We start from the raw sequence: 14,883 nt of genomic DNA on the forward strand, positions 1-14,883 counted from the left end.
GGACCGCTATGAAACATGTTGATATGCAACAGATCCAACCGGAAACCGCCGACCGTTTGAATGGTCTGATCGGAGATTTCGTGGGGCAGGGGCAGACTTACTATCAGAAGACCTTTGCCTATATGATGCAGGCCCCCGGCTATCGCTTTACGCTGAACAAGGCGGCGGCGGTTCTGGGGCCGATCTGGTTCGGGGCACGCGGTCTTTGGTCGTGGTTCCTTGGGTTTCTTGTGCTGGAGACACTGGCTTATATCCAGATCGGTCTTGGCTTGTTTGGTGATTTGGGCCGCGAATTCCGCGAACGGGCGGCACAAATCGAGCAGACGCTGGAGCTGCGCCAACAGCAAATCGCTGCTGCGGAGCAATCCGGATCGGCCACATTGGAGTCTTTGAAACGGGCAGCAGAGTCCCTCGAAGGGGCTCTGGCGGGGGCGCAAGAGGCCGCGCAGACGGCGGATTCGACCGGGGTTACCTATTTGGTGATCGGAATCGTTTTGTTGTTGGCAGTCAAGTTTTTGGCTGCCTCGTTGGCCAATTGGACCTTAGAAGGGCAGTTCGCACGCTGGCGCTCGGACCCCAGCGTCGCCAATGGCTGGTCATTCCCCCGATTGGTTGTTGCGACGGCACTGACCGCCGTGGTGGTGATCCTGTCGATGATCAAGTTTGCGCAGCCGGATGCGGTGGCGGTGCTCAAAACCTTCCCGACCAACCGGGATTGGCGTCTGAACGTAGGCGACGGTGTGCAGGCAGTGTTCGAGTGGACCAAAACCGCCGGGCGTGGCTTCTTTGACGGGCTGACCTATGGGATGCGCACCCTGTTGGACTGGATCGAGGTCGTACTAGTCGATACCCCGTGGCCAGTGGTTGCGCTGGTGATCATCATGCTGGCTTACCTGTCGGCTGGTCCCCGCGTGGCCATCTTTACCGGCGCTGCGCTGGCCTATCTGGGCCTTCTGGATTTTTGGGAAAAAGCGATGACCACGATTGCCCTGCTGGGCGCGGCGGCGCTGATCTCAATCACGCTTGGCATTCCTCTGGGCATTTACTGCGCGCGCCGCCCGCGCGCCTTTGCCATCGTGCGCCCCATCCTGGATTTCATGCAGTCGATGCCGTCCTTCGTTTACCTGATCCCTGTAGTCGCGTTTATCGGTTCAGGCAAACCTGCGGGCGTGGTCGCGACCATGATCTTCGGCAGCCCGCCTGTCATTCGTTTCACAGTACTTGGCCTGCAACAGGTCCCGGAAACCGTTCGCGAGGCCGCCTTGGCCTTCGGAGCAACACCCCGATACTTGCTATGGCGCGTCGACCTGCCCTTGGCGCACAAAACCATCATGGCGGGCGTAAACCAGACCATCCTGATGTCGCTGGCTATGGTTGTCGTTGCGTCGTTGATCGGGGCCAAGGGACTGGGTGAGGATGTGCTCGAGGCGCTGCAATACGCGGCGGCAGGGCAGGGGATACTGGCCGGTCTTGCGATCCTTTTCTGCGCGCTCATCCTGGATCGGATCGTGGCCGGGAAGAAATGACGAGAAATAGTCAGGAGTCGTGCGTGCAGCTTTGAGCTGAGCGCACTGCCCTGGTTGCCACGTTGAGCTTAGGTCACGGACTGAGCATAAACAGTGATCAGGTTGCTGGCCTACTAACCGATCACACTCGCGGGGGCGCTCAGATCACCATATTGGGCAGTTGATTCGAGCAGGGTAAGCATCTCGCTCAGCGGACACACCAATCTTATTGACGCAGCCAACAATCCTGGCGGGACTTCCAGAAAGTTGTTTCCCTGCTCCTTTTTAGCATTGACCGGTTTGTTCATTGCTTCGCTTACTCAAATTACTCGGTCATTCTTGTTTGGTATGAACATCCAAATGTTGGGTTAGAACTCTTGGGATGGACGGCTAAAACCTGCTGTGATCCTATGCGGTCACAGTTCATGGGCATTCAATGCGATCAACTTCGTATATTGTAGGAATATTGGTAGCCATTGCCGCCAGCATTGGCCTTTATTTGGTTTCTTACCAGTACTTCGTTTCAGAGGAGCTTTCTAAGGCTCAGGGCCGGCTCTCTCTCTATCAAAGCTCGGTAAACAGCGAACTCGAACGATTTTCCCACCTCACATATGTGCTGTCACAGGATTCCTTTGTGATTGGAACAGCCGAAGGGGACGGCACTGGTACTTTGAACCGAAGGCTCGAAGATTTTGCGGCGCAGGCGGGGCTGGATGCTATCTATCTGATGAACGAAGACGGTATCACCATTGCCGCTTCGAACTTCCGCGACGTTGGGAGCTTTGTTGGACAGAACTACGCTTTCCGACCGTATTTCCAAACTGCCATTTCTGGTGAACAGGGTCGCTTCTACGCCATCGGGGCCACAACGGGTTTGCCGGGTTACTTCATTGCGAACGCGGTGCGTAACGACCGAGGGGTTTCAACCGGCGTCATAGCGATCAAGATAGATTTCTCGGACCTTCAAGACAGTTGGAAAAACTCGGGCGAACAGGTGCTATTGGCCAATGAGGACGGTGTTGTTCTGCTGTCCTCAAACTCGGATTGGCAATACCGCGTGCTGACGCCACTGTCGGACCAGCAGAAAGACCGGATCCGAAACGCAAGGCAGTTCCCGGGACAAGACTTAGATCCAATGGATTGGGCCGAGTTGCCGGGGTATCAGGCCAGAATTGCGGGGGCCAAGCGTCTGCACCTTGCGGCTACGGACCTGCCGCATGGCTGGTCGCTGCACTATTTCGCAAGTGACGACCAGGCCGTCGCGCGCAGTTGGCTTGTAACTGCAGTTTTTGTCCTTTTGGCGGGGCTCGCATTTATCTTCATCCAGATACAACGCGCAAGACGCGTAAGCGCGGCTTTGGTGCGGTCCGAAGAGGAAGAAGTGAAGTTGCGCGAGGCAAATGAAAGGCTTGCCGTTGAAATCGACGACCGCAAGACAGCCGAGCGGAGTCTCAAACGCACCCAAAGCGAGTTGGAGCGCGCAAGCCGACTGGCGGCTCTGGGGCAACTATCCGCGTCGGTCACGCATGAACTAGGCCAACCCATTGCTGCGATGCGCAATCACCTGGTGGCAGAAGAGATCTCATCTTCCGGGGAGAGCAAGCTGCCGCAAAAAATCGGAAGCCTCGTGGACAGGATGGAGGCGATCACGCGCCAATTGCGGTTCTTTGCACGCTCAGAGAGCGAGGCGTTCGACGACGTAGACTTCTGCACGTCGGTTAACGCTGCATTGGCTCTGGTTGCGCCAAACATCGAGCAGGGCAAGGTGAAAGTCTCAATTGATGCGCCGACCGATCCGGTCTTTATCCGGGGCAGTGCCCTAAGGATCGAACAGGTCATCACGAACCTCTTGCGCAATGCCATAGACGCCATGGATGACGCGGACGCGCCTGAAATCCATATCGCCGTCAAGGCTCTTGATGATGAGGTCGTGTTGGAAATTCAGGACAACGGTCATGGGTTGGGTGAGGCAACGCTGGCTGAGTTGCAAGAGCCATTTGTAACCACAAGAGAGAGCGGGAGAGGCATGGGCTTGGGACTGGCCATTTCCACCAGCATTGTCAAAGATCACGATGGCACAATGACGGCCCGAAATCGTGATGGCGGCGGAACAATTTTCCGTGTCAGCTTCCCGATAGACTCAATTAATGAAGAAACGGACGAATGACCCAGCAGCAACCCTTCAAAGTTCTGGTCGTTGACGATGACAAATCAATGCGGCAGTCCCTTGTCGAGTTGCTCGAAGCCGCCGACTGGGCAGTCAGCGCCTTGCCACGTGCGACACAGGTGACGGAACACTTGGCCAATGCCTCGCCCGATGTCATTTTGTCCGATGTGCGTATGCCCGGCATGTCGGGTCTCGAATTGCTGGCCAATCTGGACAGGGACGTGGCGCCTCCGGTGGTATTGATTTCGGCGCATGGCGACATCCCGATGGCTGTTCAGGCCATACAGGACGGGGCGTATGGGTTCATCGAAAAGCCTTATGAACCACGACGATTGCTTACGGTGCTGAGGCACGCGGCTGAACAGAACCGGATGCGAAGAAGTAATGCCCGCCTCAAAGATCGGCTGTTCAAACTGTCCGGCCTTGACCGCATCCTGCTGGGCCAAACAGACACCATTGCAGACTTGCGACAAGACGTACTTGATCTTGCTGATACATCGGTTGCGGTTTTGTTGAAGGGGGATACGGGCACCGGGAAAGAGCTGGTAGCTCATGCGTTACATGATTTGGGCCGCTCGCCCGAGGCACCGTTTCTGGCGTTGAATTGCGCCGCATTGTCGGCTGATACGTTTGAAGCGGAGATGTTCGGCGTCGCGGGCGAATCCGATGGAAGACTTGTGGCGGCATCAGGTGGGACCTTGTTTCTGGATGAAATCTGCTCGTGCCCACCGGCGGTGCAGGCCAAGCTACTAAGGGTCATCGAAGAACAGCAGGTGCTGCCCGTGGGCGCAGTGTCGCCGGTGCCGGTCAGCTTCAGAGTCGTGTCGGCAACCAACGAAGATGTTGTGCTGGCAGCTGAGGAAGGCCGCCTGCGTCAGGACCTGTTGTTTCGATTGAATACTGTCGTTCTGTCCTTACCTCCGCTACGACAACGACGGGACGATCTGGTTCTGTTGGCAACGCATTTCTTGAACGAATACGCGCAGGTTTATGAGATAGACGCGCCAGAACTCGATCAGGACGACTTGGCCGCCTTGCTTGCACATGACTGGCCTGGAAATGTGCGTGAGCTGCGCCATGTCTGCGAGCGGCGTATTTTGACGGCGCGACGCGGATCAGGGTCGGTGGCGCAGGCGATCCAAAGCGACCAGCATATTGACGATGTCCCGGATACATTGCGCGAAGCAGTGGCTGCTTTTGAACGCGAGCTCATCGGTAAAGCCATCAAGGCGCACAAAGGCCGCATGGATGCCGCCGCCGAAGCGCTTGGGATTGGGCGTCGGACACTTAACGAAAAGATCGTCAAGCTCGGTCTCGACAAAGAATCTTTGTTGTAAGTGAAACCACCCTGCGGAATCCCGCAGGGTAACCTGAATTCTGCCCGCATTTTCCTTCATAGTCAGGCTGCTGCGCCTCCTGAATACTCAACCCAAACGAATTGCGTGATCTGGGAGGAGCCACTATGCGCAAACATCTGAACCGGGCAGCCATTGCTGCCCTGTCGCTGACCGTTGCATCCGAAGCACTGGCTGTCGAATGGAACGTTTCCCTGTGGGGCAAGCGTCGTGCCTTTACTGAGCACGTCGAGAAACTTGCCGAACTGGTGAACGAAAAGACGGGCGGTGAGTTCACACTCAACATCAGCTATGGTGGCTTGTCGAAAAACAAAGAAAACCTTGATGGGATCTCGATTGGCGCGTTTGAAATGGCCCAGTTCTGCGCGGGCTATCACCGCGACAAGAATCCCTCGATCACTGTTCTGGAACTGCCGTTTCTGGGCGTGACATCCCTTGAACAGGAAGTCGACCTGTCGATGGCCGTTTATCAACATCCGGCCGTTGTCGAGGATCTGGCCCGTTGGGACGCAACTCTGCTGATGCCTTCGCCACTGCCGCAGTACAACCTCGTTGGTGTTGGCGAAGCGCCGAAATCTCTGACCGATTTTGAAGGTCTGAGCGTACGGGCGACAGGTGGTATCGGCAAGGCGATGGAGACGGTTGGGGCCGTTCCGACCTCGATGTCCGCATCCGAAGTGCGTCAGGCAATGGACAGCGGTATCGTCAAAGCGGTCAGCTTTGCACCACACGCGCATATGTCGTTCGGCACCATTGAGAATGGCACGTGGTGGACGACGAATCTCAACCCCGGCACCGTCAACTGCCCTGTCGTGGTGAACACGCTGGCGCTGGAAGACCTATCTGACGAACACCGCGAAGCGCTGCTGGGATCGGTGGAAGAGGCACTGGATCACTACGTGAGCCACTACCAGACAAAAACGATGGAAGCGTGGGGCCCTGAGCTGGATCAACGCGGCATAGAGCGGGTCACTTTCAGCGATGAAGAAATCGCAGCGTTCAAAGACGCCGCTGCCGCCCCCGCCGCCGAGGCCTGGATTGCAGAAAACACCGAGCGTGGCCTACCAGCACAAGAGCTTTATGACCTTGTGACTGGGAAGATCGCAAACGGCAGCTAATCCACTCACAACCCGGCGTCGACTAAGCTGGCGTCGGGTACCTTTTCTCCTGACAGCGGAGTACAACGATGGCCGGGTCTTCCCTGGTGCTGTCTGATGACAGCCGTCTGAGCATTCTCGATCAACGCCTCTACAAACTGGAAAGCTTTCTGGCTCTGATCAGCGGTCTTGCGGTTTTTTCGCTTATGGTCATGGCCGTAGTCTCCGTTGGTGGTCGGAATTTCGCCAATGCGCCACTTCCCGGTTACGTGGACTGGATCGAGCAGGCCATGCCTTTAATCGCCTTCATGGGGATTTCATATGCGCAGCGTGATGGCGGCCATATCCGAATGGACATGGTTGTCGGAGCGCTTAAAGGCCGGATGCTCTATGTCGTCGAGTTCGTCACGACCGCTGTCATTCTGGCGCTGATCGTCCTGCTGATTTGGGGGAGCTGGGCGCATTTCGCACGCAGCTTTGACTTTGGTGCTCCACTCTGGAGCCGCGACAGCTCAATCGACATAGGTATCCCGCTATGGCCCGCAAAGCTGTTGGCCCCCGTCGCCTTCAGCGTGCTTTGCCTGAGGCTTGCTCTGCAGCTCTGGGCCTATGGTCGCGCGATCAGGCACCCCGATCAGGCCCCTATTGCCGTCCCGCTCATAGCCGATGCAGCCACTCAAGCTGCGATGGAAGCCGAGCACGTCTCGGGCCACGACAACTGAGGTTAAATCTGATGGAACCCATTGATATTGGTCTGATCGTCTCGGGCGGTATGCTTGTTCTTGTGGTGTTGGGTATGCGCGTGGCTTTTGCCGCCGCGACGGCTGGCATGGTTGGTCTGATCTGGATCTTCTGGGCCAAGTTTGGGTACGACCCGGCGCGGTTCGGCAAGGCTGTGACTGTGGCCGTCAAAACAGCGGGGCAGGTGCCGCACTCCAAGATTTCAAGCCAGGCGTTGAGCCTGATCCCGACCTTCATCCTGATTGGTTACCTCGCCTATTACGCGGGCTTGACTAAAGCATTGTTCGAAGCCGCAAAACGTTGGCTGGCATGGGTCCCTGGCGGGCTGGCGGTTTCGACTGTTTTCGCAACCGCAGGGTTCGCGGCGGTATCCGGGGCCTCGGTCGCCACTTCTGCTGTGTTCGCCCGTATTGCCATCCCCGAGATGCTCAAGATCGGCTATGACAAGCGTTTTGCTGCAGGTGTCGTTGCTGCAGGCGGTACGCTCGCCTCTCTCATCCCGCCTTCGGCCATTCTGGTCATCTACGCGATTATCGTTGAGCAGGATGTGGGCAAACTGCTTTTGGCTGGATTTGTTCCCGGCATGTTCTCGGCGGTGATTTATGGCTTGCTGATCATCGGCATGGCCGTCGTGATCAAAGGATTTGGTCCCGCAGTCACCGGATTTACATGGAAGGAACGCCTCCTCTCGTTGCCGCCTGCATTGCCCATCGTGATTGTCGTCGTCACCATCATTTTCTTTGTCTACAACCCGTTCGGCGGCGATGCCTGGGGTACACCAACCGAAGGTGGCGCAATCGGAGCCTTCGTAGTGTTCCTGATGGCGCTGTATCAGGGCATGCGCTGGTCCGAACTCAAAGACGCGCTTTTGGAAACCGCCAAGCTGAGCGTCATGATTTTCACGATCATCTGGGGCGTTTTGGTTTACGTTCGTTTTCTTGGTTTTGCCGAACTGCCAAGTGCATTCTCCGACTGGATCACCTCGCTTGAGATGTCTCCGATGCTCATCCTGATCTGTATTCTTCTGGCTTACGCTGTACTGGGCATGTTCATGGATGCGATAGGCATGCTGCTGTTGACGTTGCCGGTAGTTTACCCCGCCGTCATGGCGTTGAATGGTGGAGAAGCCGTAAGCGCAGCTGATAGCACCTTTGGTATGTCCGGGCCTATGTGTGCTATTTGGTTTGGTATTCTGGTGGTCAAAATGGCCGAGTTTTGCCTGATCACCCCACCCATTGGGCTGAATTGCTTTGTAGTGGCTGGTGTGCGTGATGACCTTGGCGTTCAGGATGTTTTCAAAGGTGTAACGCCTTTCTTTCTGGCGGATGCCGCAACCATCGCACTGCTCGTTGCCTTCCCTGCCATCGTTTTATGGCTTCCAGGACAGGTTTGAACCACATGGAATGATTTTGGAGTGCGGTTTGCTGGTGCAGCTAAAGCCTGCATCAGTCAGCTGTGCGGAGGGTGGTCACTCGTATCATGAATAGTCAATCGCGTGCGGCGCAGACTACAAATTGCGCTAAAAGGAACCACGCCACGGTGCTTGTGCCAGCGGCCAATCTTTGAACGCGTAAACGACGGCGCGCTGGTAGTGAAAGAGTGTATCGACAACATGTACCAACGAATTAATCTGGGTGTCGAACTGAATGATTACTGAACCCTCCAACTAAACTCCGCTGAAGACGCCGATCCGTCTTGTGCGACGGGCTGGCTATCAGGTGAATTTTGCTTCCTCGGCAGACCCGCTGAACCAAACCTTGACCGGGGTCGCGCGCCCACGGATCGGTTCGGATTTTCCACCTGTTAGATTTGGTGCGATATCGGACGGATCGACCCCTTCGTCTCGGATCGCTTGGATCAGTGCATCGCTGGTGACCAACGATGTCTTCAGCCTGCGCGTCAGCTCCTCCAGACGGTTGGCAACGTTCACTGTATCGCCCAGCACCGTGTACTCCAGCCGTTGCGCATCACCGATATTTCCGACGATGACCTCACCATAGTGTAAACCGATCCCGACGCAGATCGGTTTCTGTCCCGCCGCGTCGCGGGCACGGTTCCAATCTTTGATATCTTCGATCATTCGAGCAGCGCAGGTCAGCGCCCGCACCGCGTCGTCTGGTCTTGGGTCCGGAGTCCCGAAATGCACCATGATCGCATCGCCGATATACTTGTCGATGGTCCCGCCATGCGCAATCGCCTGACGGGCCAGACGCCCATGGAACGCACGCAATAGGTTCAAAAGTTCAACCGGGGTAAGCTGCTCGGAGATTTCGGTGAAGCCCTTCATATCAGCAAACAAAACCGCGACCGGTTGGAGCCGGGGTTGATTGAGCCTTTGCGCATTTTGGGTCAGCTCATTTACAATATTTGGGGAGAAGTAACGCGATAGCGCCGCGCGTTCCCGCTCAACCGCCATCTGTCGGTGCACAAGATTTCGCGACCGCCATACCGCCAAGGTCAGGATCAAAGTGACGGCGATCAGAAAGACGATCTGGTTCACCCAACGCGCCACCCCCACTGCCGCGGGGTCCAGGATCAGGTCCAAAGCAGCCTCAAGTCGCAGACCGGCGTCCAGCACATCGCGCGATAGGAAGACCAGCGTGTCGGGACGGCTGGCGACCCAGAAATACCCCATGCTCCAGCTCAGGATGGCTGCGATCCCGGCCCAGATGACATGCGCGGGCCGGTAGCTCAGCGACATATAGGCAAGGAAGATACCAAGATACAAAAAACCCGGTCCACGCAGGTTCATCTGTGGCGACCAGCCGTCAAGGCCATAGGGGTTCGGGACGATGAGGATGTAACTCAGCAGTCCCGCATCCAGAAACAGGCACAACGCATACGGCAAGCTGCTGCCGTAACCCCGGCGCGCAATCAAGACCGGGACGATACCCGATAGCAGAAAGGTCAGAATGACCGCGAGGTACAGCACCGACCGTTCCGCCGGCAGGGTCACCGCTACCCAGATCGCCATCAGGGCCAGCACCGCCGCTCGGCCCCGGACCATAAAGGTCAGGTTCGCGCGCTCTTCGCGCGCGAAGGCAGAGTGCTGCGGATCGGGCATCCCGGGCTTCAGACAGACAGTGCCGTTTGAGTCATTGCGCCCCGGCGACCTGATAGGTGCCGACGGTTCGGACATAGAGAACGCAGCCCGCGTCACCCGTGCAAGACAGGGTGTGGGCAACCACGCCATCCGAGCCGAAATAACTGCCCGGCTCCAACGTCGTCAGTGCAGACAAATCTCCGGCCTCATGCGCAATATCGCCCTGAATGACCACGGCTTTCAGCTCATCCGCACCGGCCTGCAATGCGGCGGAGTAACCGTTTGGCAGGCGCAAAAATGTGCCGTTCAACGCTCCGGCCTCGGGCGTGCCCCACAGGAAGGCGACATCGGGTGCGGGGCCTTCACCGGTATGCTCCAACCATGTCAGGTCGGACGGGTTCAGCCACACAAGGTTGCGGGCCTCGACATTGATCGGGCGCTCATTGTTGTCGAACGCCTCGTCCGAGGGCTGAACCAGATAGGGGCCGGACAGGATTTCCAGAAACGCAAACCCGCCACCAGACCCGACCGAGGTGACATGCACCTCACCCGCAGGCTGCGTCCAGAACGAGCCCGGCCCCATCCACAGATCGGCGGCGTCCGGGTCATCATTGTGCACCGTGCCTTCGATCACCACGCCGCGATAAGTGATGTTGTGGATATGCGGCGGTGAGCGAAAGCCACTGGCAAAGGAGATCAGCGCCCCGCTGGCATTGTCTTCGCGGATGTTGCCCCACAAAACACCCGCCTGTGGGCTGGCATCGCCACGGGCCGGGTTCAGGTGGATGAAATTCACATCAGCGCGTTTGACCACCTCGACGGTAGCTTCGGAAAAGACCGGGTTGGCAATGAAACCAACGCCCAACATAAGCGTTGAGAGGAACATTCGGATGGTCATGATATCTCCTGTCCGTACAAAATGCCCACCGGCGTGTGGGATGGGTTGGCATAAGGTAGGGCTCCGGCGGATGCGGATAACCTTCTTGTTTGCGGCTTCACAATTCCCTAATTCGGGATAATGGACTTCGATCTGAAATCGCTGGAACTGTTCGTGCGCGTGGCCCGATTGGGTGCCATCGGCAAAGCGGGTACCGAACTTGGTCTGTCACGAACCGCCGCCTCGCAGCGCATTCAGGATCTTGAGGCGGTTGTCGGAACCCAGTTGCTGCACCGTACCACGCGATCCGTCTCGCTGTCTGCGGACGGAGAGGCGTTTCTGGTCCATGCCAAACGCATTCTGCAGGATGTCGAGGACGCCTTGTCCGACCTGCAAAGCGATCCTCATGCGATCGGCGGGACGTTGCGCGTGGCCGGGTCAGCCTCGTTCGGGCGAAAGTATCTGGCTCCGTTTGTTGCTGAGTTTCTGGACCTCTATCCGAAACTCTCACTACACTTGCATCTGAGTGATGCACCATTTGATATCGTGGATAACGGCTTCGACCTCGCCATCCGATTGGGGAACCTGACGCCGTCTACGTTGAAAGCACGTCGTATCGGGGAAAGTCCCCGCATCGCCGTTGCGGCCCCGACCTATCTTGAGCGTTACGGCACGCCGCAGGTGCCGGCTGCTCTGGAACACCACAACTGCCTGATCCGATCAGATCTGCGCAACTGGGTCACGCGCGGACCGGATGGCCGCATCGAAGAGGTCAAAGTGTCGGGCAATTTCGCCACCAATCTGGCCGAAGCCGTGACTGAGGCCGCGCTGACCGGCGTTGGCATCGCGCGAAAATGCCGGTGGGAAATTGATGAGCACCTTGCCTCGGGCGCCTTGGTGCCAGTTCTGCCGGACCATTTCGTTGTGCCCGAATGGGGCATTCATGCTGTCCGCTCGCCGTCACGCACGCCACCCGCCCGGGTGCGGGCATTCACGGATTTCATCGCGCGAAAATTCCAGAAGATCCCTGAGCTGAATTGAAGCAGGCGATGTGAGCGCAACAATTCACACATCTTTTTCTGCTCAACGCCCACCAAGTTTGAACGCAGGTTGTTCAGGTCTACGCTCATGACCAATTTAGTTTAGATCTGCTTGCCACTTTGAACCCAGTTGGCTTTTCGGCGTATTTGGTTGCTAAGAAAGTCAGTTATCCTAACGATGGGCGACATCAATTGCAGGCCATTTTGAACCGGTGCGCAAGATTGTAGTCGCGCACCAATCCAAAGCGGATCAGGTCACAGTTCTACTACAACTTTCCCGACCGCAGTTCCATTTGTCAGATGCGCATAAGCGGCACCGACGTCAGTCCATCCAAACAATTGTTCATCAACAATTGGTTTAAGTGCGCCCGTATCCGCCAAATCTGCCAGTGACTTCAGGATGTCGCCATGGGTTTGCTGCCCGACGTCATGCATCATGGGGAGCAGCATGAAGACGACATGCAGTGACAGGCCTTTGAAATGGACAGGCGTCAAATCAATCTCGACCATCGCGACCGTCGAGGCGACATGGCCATTGAGTTTGGCCGCGTTGAACGAGTTCGTCATGTTCGGCCCGCCCACGCTGTCAAACACTACATCGAAACCTATGCCACCGGTATGCTCGGCCACATAATCCTCGACTTTTTCCGTGGTGAAATCCACAGCTCGGGCACCGAGACCTTCGATCAGGGCCATCTGATCTGCGCCGCGACCTGTAGCGGACACGGTTGCACCAAGGTGGCGGGCGATCTGGACCGCGACATGGCCCACGCCACCTGCACCGCCGTGGACCAGAACGGTCTGGCCTTCGCCAACACCGGTGCGGGACAGCCCTTCGTAGGCGGTGATGCCGACGAGAGGCAGCGCTGCGGCTTCCCGCATGGTCAGCGACTTGGGTTTGTGTGCAATCAGGCGGGCATCCGCATTGATGTACTCGGCCAGAGAGCCTGGCAGGTCCATCAAACCGCCGGCGCAACCGTACACCTCATCGCCTACGGCAAAACCTGTCACACCGTCGCCAATTGCAATGACCGTGCCAGCAAAATCCATGCCAAGCACGGCTGGCAATTGGGGAGACAGAGGCAGGTCTGCACCCATGCTTCGGATCATTGTGTCGACGGTGTTGACGCTGACAGCGGCCACCTTGATGACCACATGCCCAGACGTCGCGACCGGGTCGGGCATTTCGACAAGCTCGAACGGTGCATCGGGTCCGTAAGAACTTAGAACCAGTGCTTTCATTGGGATTTTCCTTTTGAGAGAGAGTGTGTCGGGCCCACGCGGAAACCACGCACGCCTGACGAGTTCATTGTGTTGAAGAGTGGTCAGTTGATGTCCTGCACCTGCATCACCAGATCGCCCCATTTGCGCTGGTTTTCGATGTCGTGTTCCAGACCTTGTTCATCCGCTATGGTGAAACGTTTGACCGCAGGGGTCTTGCTGGTGGCCTGATACAGCCAATAGGCTTCGGCCTTCAGCGCCTCATCAATCGGCTTGTCGATGGATTCATAAACCATCTGTTTACAGGCATTGATCGATTCCGCCGGGAATTTTGCGATCCGTTCAGCCAGCGCGGTCACATACGGGCCAATTTCATCCGGCTCCAGAGCCTTGTTGATGGTGCCCAGGCGTTCTGCGTCATCCGCGCCATAGTCCTGCGCACTCAGAATAATCTCAAGAGCTTTGCCAAGGCCGGTCTGACGTGCCATGCGCGAGGCGCCACCACCGCAGGGCAGAATTCCCATGCCGACCTCCATCTGCATAAACTTGAACTTACCCCGCGCGGCAAAGCGCATGTCGAGCGCCAACGCCAGCTCGTGCCCGCCGCCGCGTGCAAACCCTTCCAGCTTAGCGATAGTGGCTTGCGGCACCTTGCTCATCCGTTCGCATACTGACTGGAGATCCAGAAGCTGTGCATCCTGCCGGGATACCGCCTCGGTCGACATGTCCTTGAGCAGGTCGGTGTCATAATGGCAGACCCAGATTTCCGGATTGGCGGATTGAAAGATCACGACCTTGGTGTCGCGGTCCCGCTCCAGTCGCATGGCCAAGCTGTTGAGGTCGGCTAACATTTCCTGGCCTTGCACGTTCACAGAGCCGAAGTCGAATGTCACCGTGGCGATGCCGTTTTCGACGGCGACCTCAAAAGTTTGAAAGTTCTCATATTTCATCAGGCTGCCCTTTCTTGGGCCTCGACGCGATACGCGCGAGGGGGTTGGGGGGGTAAAGGTGATTGTGTTTGGCGCGGTCGCGCCGCTTGGGTCAGCCCGTCTGGCTGATCAAGGTTCTGATGGTGTTCATGACTTCGGCGGTGTGGTCCTTGTCGCGTGCAGCAGCGTGTGGATCAGCGAAATCCCCGCTGTCATTGTCAAAGTAGGCGCCGGACGCGCCAGCGAACCGCTCACCCAGTGCCGCATCAGTCAGGATATCAGCGCCGATGTTCATGTCGTTCCCTGAGATGCCAAAGCCCTCTTGCACCATCTTTGAGGCGAGTAATGATCCGGGATTTACAGCGACCATCATCGGCGCATCGGTTAGCGCTTTGGCCCATTCAAGGGTCCAGATGGTGATCGCCAGCTTGCTTTGCGCATAGGCGTCCATATCCGCCAGCGGGACTTGGCCCAGCATAGCCTGAATGTTGACCGGGGCCTGCGCCGCTGACGACAGGTTCACAACGCGCCCGTCGGCGGGCATGATCGGCAACAGCAATTCGGTCAGCAGATACGGTGCAAGCGTGTTGACGACAAAGCGAATGTCCTGCCCGTTCTCAAGCACGGTTTGCGGGGCTTTCAACACACCTGCGTTGTTGATCAGCACATCCAGTTGGTCATGTTTGGCGCGTATGTTGTCGGCCAGCTTTCGAACCGCGGACAGATCGCTCAGATCAGCAGAATAGGTTTCAACATCGCCACCAACTTCGGCGGCGGCGCGCTCTAACTTGGAGGCGCTGCGTCCGTGCAGCAGTACCTTGTGCCCCTCGGCGGCCAGTTTCTTCGCCGTGAGCAAGCCAATGCCGTCAGTGGAGCCAGTGATAAGAATAATCTTGGTCATCGGTCTG

Annotated in this window: 12 protein-coding genes; 7 read left to right on the forward strand and 5 right to left on the reverse strand. The window is 57.2% G+C overall.

Annotated elements, in window-relative coordinates:
• The first annotated feature begins 8 nt into the window (after window positions 1-8).
• The 6 genes from GS636_RS16950 to GS636_RS16975 all read left to right on the forward strand — a co-directional run bounded on the left by GS636_RS16950 (window position 9) and on the right by GS636_RS16975 (window position 8,258).
• The gene (locus GS636_RS16950; protein WP_171670928.1) at window positions 9-1,526 is read left to right on the forward strand and encodes a proline/glycine betaine ABC transporter permease; all 1,518 of its coding nucleotides are present in this window, start codon (window positions 9-11) and stop codon (window positions 1,524-1,526) included.
• A 415-nt stretch (window positions 1,527-1,941) separates the two neighbouring features.
• Complete coding sequence (locus GS636_RS16955; protein ID WP_171670930.1) at window positions 1,942-3,672, forward strand: ATP-binding protein; 1,731 nt, start codon at window positions 1,942-1,944, stop codon at window positions 3,670-3,672.
• Entirely contained in the window at window positions 3,669-5,009 is a 1,341-nt protein-coding gene (locus GS636_RS16960; RefSeq protein WP_171670933.1) for a sigma-54 dependent transcriptional regulator, read from the forward strand. The genes GS636_RS16955 and GS636_RS16960 overlap by 4 nt, the downstream gene beginning before the upstream one ends.
• Window positions 5,010-5,134: 125 nt before the next feature.
• On the forward strand, window positions 5,135-6,145 hold the full coding sequence (gene dctP / locus GS636_RS16965) for a TRAP transporter substrate-binding protein DctP (RefSeq protein WP_171096765.1): 1,011 nt from the start codon (window positions 5,135-5,137) through the stop codon (window positions 6,143-6,145).
• A 68-nt stretch (window positions 6,146-6,213) separates the two neighbouring features.
• Window positions 6,214-6,846: a TRAP transporter small permease subunit gene (locus GS636_RS16970; RefSeq protein ID WP_171670935.1), complete on the forward strand. Its 633-nt coding sequence runs from the start codon at window positions 6,214-6,216 to the stop codon at window positions 6,844-6,846.
• Window positions 6,847-6,857: 11 nt separating this feature from the next.
• Window positions 6,858-8,258, forward strand: a complete 1,401-nt coding sequence (locus tag GS636_RS16975; protein ID WP_171670938.1) for a TRAP transporter large permease — start codon at window positions 6,858-6,860, stop codon at window positions 8,256-8,258.
• A 321-nt stretch (window positions 8,259-8,579) separates the two neighbouring features.
• Here the strand turns inward: GS636_RS16975 and GS636_RS16980 are convergent, their stop codons facing one another.
• Complete coding sequence (locus GS636_RS16980; RefSeq protein WP_171670940.1) at window positions 8,580-9,929, reverse strand: adenylate/guanylate cyclase domain-containing protein; 1,350 nt, start codon at window positions 9,927-9,929, stop codon at window positions 8,580-8,582.
• Between the two features lie 31 nt (window positions 9,930-9,960).
• Window positions 9,961-10,806 (reverse strand): DUF4437 domain-containing protein, encoded by an 846-nt coding sequence (locus GS636_RS16985; RefSeq protein ID WP_253762856.1) that lies wholly within the window; start codon window positions 10,804-10,806, stop codon window positions 9,961-9,963.
• A 120-nt stretch (window positions 10,807-10,926) separates the two neighbouring features.
• On the opposite strand from GS636_RS16985, the gene GS636_RS16990 reads away from it, so the two are divergent.
• Window positions 10,927-11,826, forward strand: a complete 900-nt coding sequence (locus GS636_RS16990) for a LysR family transcriptional regulator (protein ID WP_171670943.1) — start codon at window positions 10,927-10,929, stop codon at window positions 11,824-11,826.
• A 254-nt stretch (window positions 11,827-12,080) separates the two neighbouring features.
• Here GS636_RS16990 and GS636_RS16995 read toward each other — a convergent pair whose 3' ends face one another.
• The 3 genes from GS636_RS16995 to GS636_RS17005 form a co-directional block, all read right to left on the reverse strand.
• On the reverse strand, window positions 12,081-13,067 hold the full coding sequence (locus tag GS636_RS16995) for a zinc-dependent alcohol dehydrogenase family protein (protein WP_171670945.1): 987 nt from the start codon (window positions 13,065-13,067) through the stop codon (window positions 12,081-12,083).
• Between the two features lie 83 nt (window positions 13,068-13,150).
• Complete coding sequence (locus GS636_RS17000) at window positions 13,151-13,996, reverse strand: enoyl-CoA hydratase/isomerase family protein (protein ID WP_171670947.1); 846 nt, start codon at window positions 13,994-13,996, stop codon at window positions 13,151-13,153.
• A 91-nt stretch (window positions 13,997-14,087) separates the two neighbouring features.
• Entirely contained in the window at window positions 14,088-14,876 is a 789-nt protein-coding gene (locus GS636_RS17005; protein WP_171670949.1) for an SDR family NAD(P)-dependent oxidoreductase, read from the reverse strand.
• Window positions 14,877-14,883 lie beyond the last annotated feature (7 nt).

Source organism: Ruegeria sp. HKCCD4884 (assembly GCF_013110855.1).
Classification (GTDB): domain Bacteria; phylum Pseudomonadota; class Alphaproteobacteria; order Rhodobacterales; family Rhodobacteraceae; genus Ruegeria.

Coding starts and splice junctions, on each gene's coding strand:
- GS636_RS16950 (WP_171670928.1), top strand. CDS start 9: ATGAAACATGTTGATATGCAACAGATCCAACCGGAAACCGCCGACCGT.
- GS636_RS16955 (WP_171670930.1), top strand. CDS start 1,942: ATGCGATCAACTTCGTATATTGTAGGAATATTGGTAGCCATTGCCGCC.
- GS636_RS16960 (WP_171670933.1), top strand. CDS start 3,669: ATGACCCAGCAGCAACCCTTCAAAGTTCTGGTCGTTGACGATGACAAA.
- dctP (WP_171096765.1), top strand. CDS start 5,135: ATGCGCAAACATCTGAACCGGGCAGCCATTGCTGCCCTGTCGCTGACC.
- GS636_RS16970 (WP_171670935.1), top strand. CDS start 6,214: ATGGCCGGGTCTTCCCTGGTGCTGTCTGATGACAGCCGTCTGAGCATT.
- GS636_RS16975 (WP_171670938.1), top strand. CDS start 6,858: ATGGAACCCATTGATATTGGTCTGATCGTCTCGGGCGGTATGCTTGTT.
- GS636_RS16980 (WP_171670940.1), bottom strand. CDS start 9,929: ATGCCCGATCCGCAGCACTCTGCCTTCGCGCGCGAAGAGCGCGCGAAC.
- GS636_RS16985 (WP_253762856.1), bottom strand. CDS start 10,806: ATGACCATCCGAATGTTCCTCTCAACGCTTATGTTGGGCGTTGGTTTC.
- GS636_RS16990 (WP_171670943.1), top strand. CDS start 10,927: ATGGACTTCGATCTGAAATCGCTGGAACTGTTCGTGCGCGTGGCCCGA.
- GS636_RS16995 (WP_171670945.1), bottom strand. CDS start 13,067: ATGAAAGCACTGGTTCTAAGTTCTTACGGACCCGATGCACCGTTCGAG.
- GS636_RS17000 (WP_171670947.1), bottom strand. CDS start 13,996: ATGAAATATGAGAACTTTCAAACTTTTGAGGTCGCCGTCGAAAACGGC.
- GS636_RS17005 (WP_171670949.1), bottom strand. CDS start 14,876: ATGACCAAGATTATTCTTATCACTGGCTCCACTGACGGCATTGGCTTG.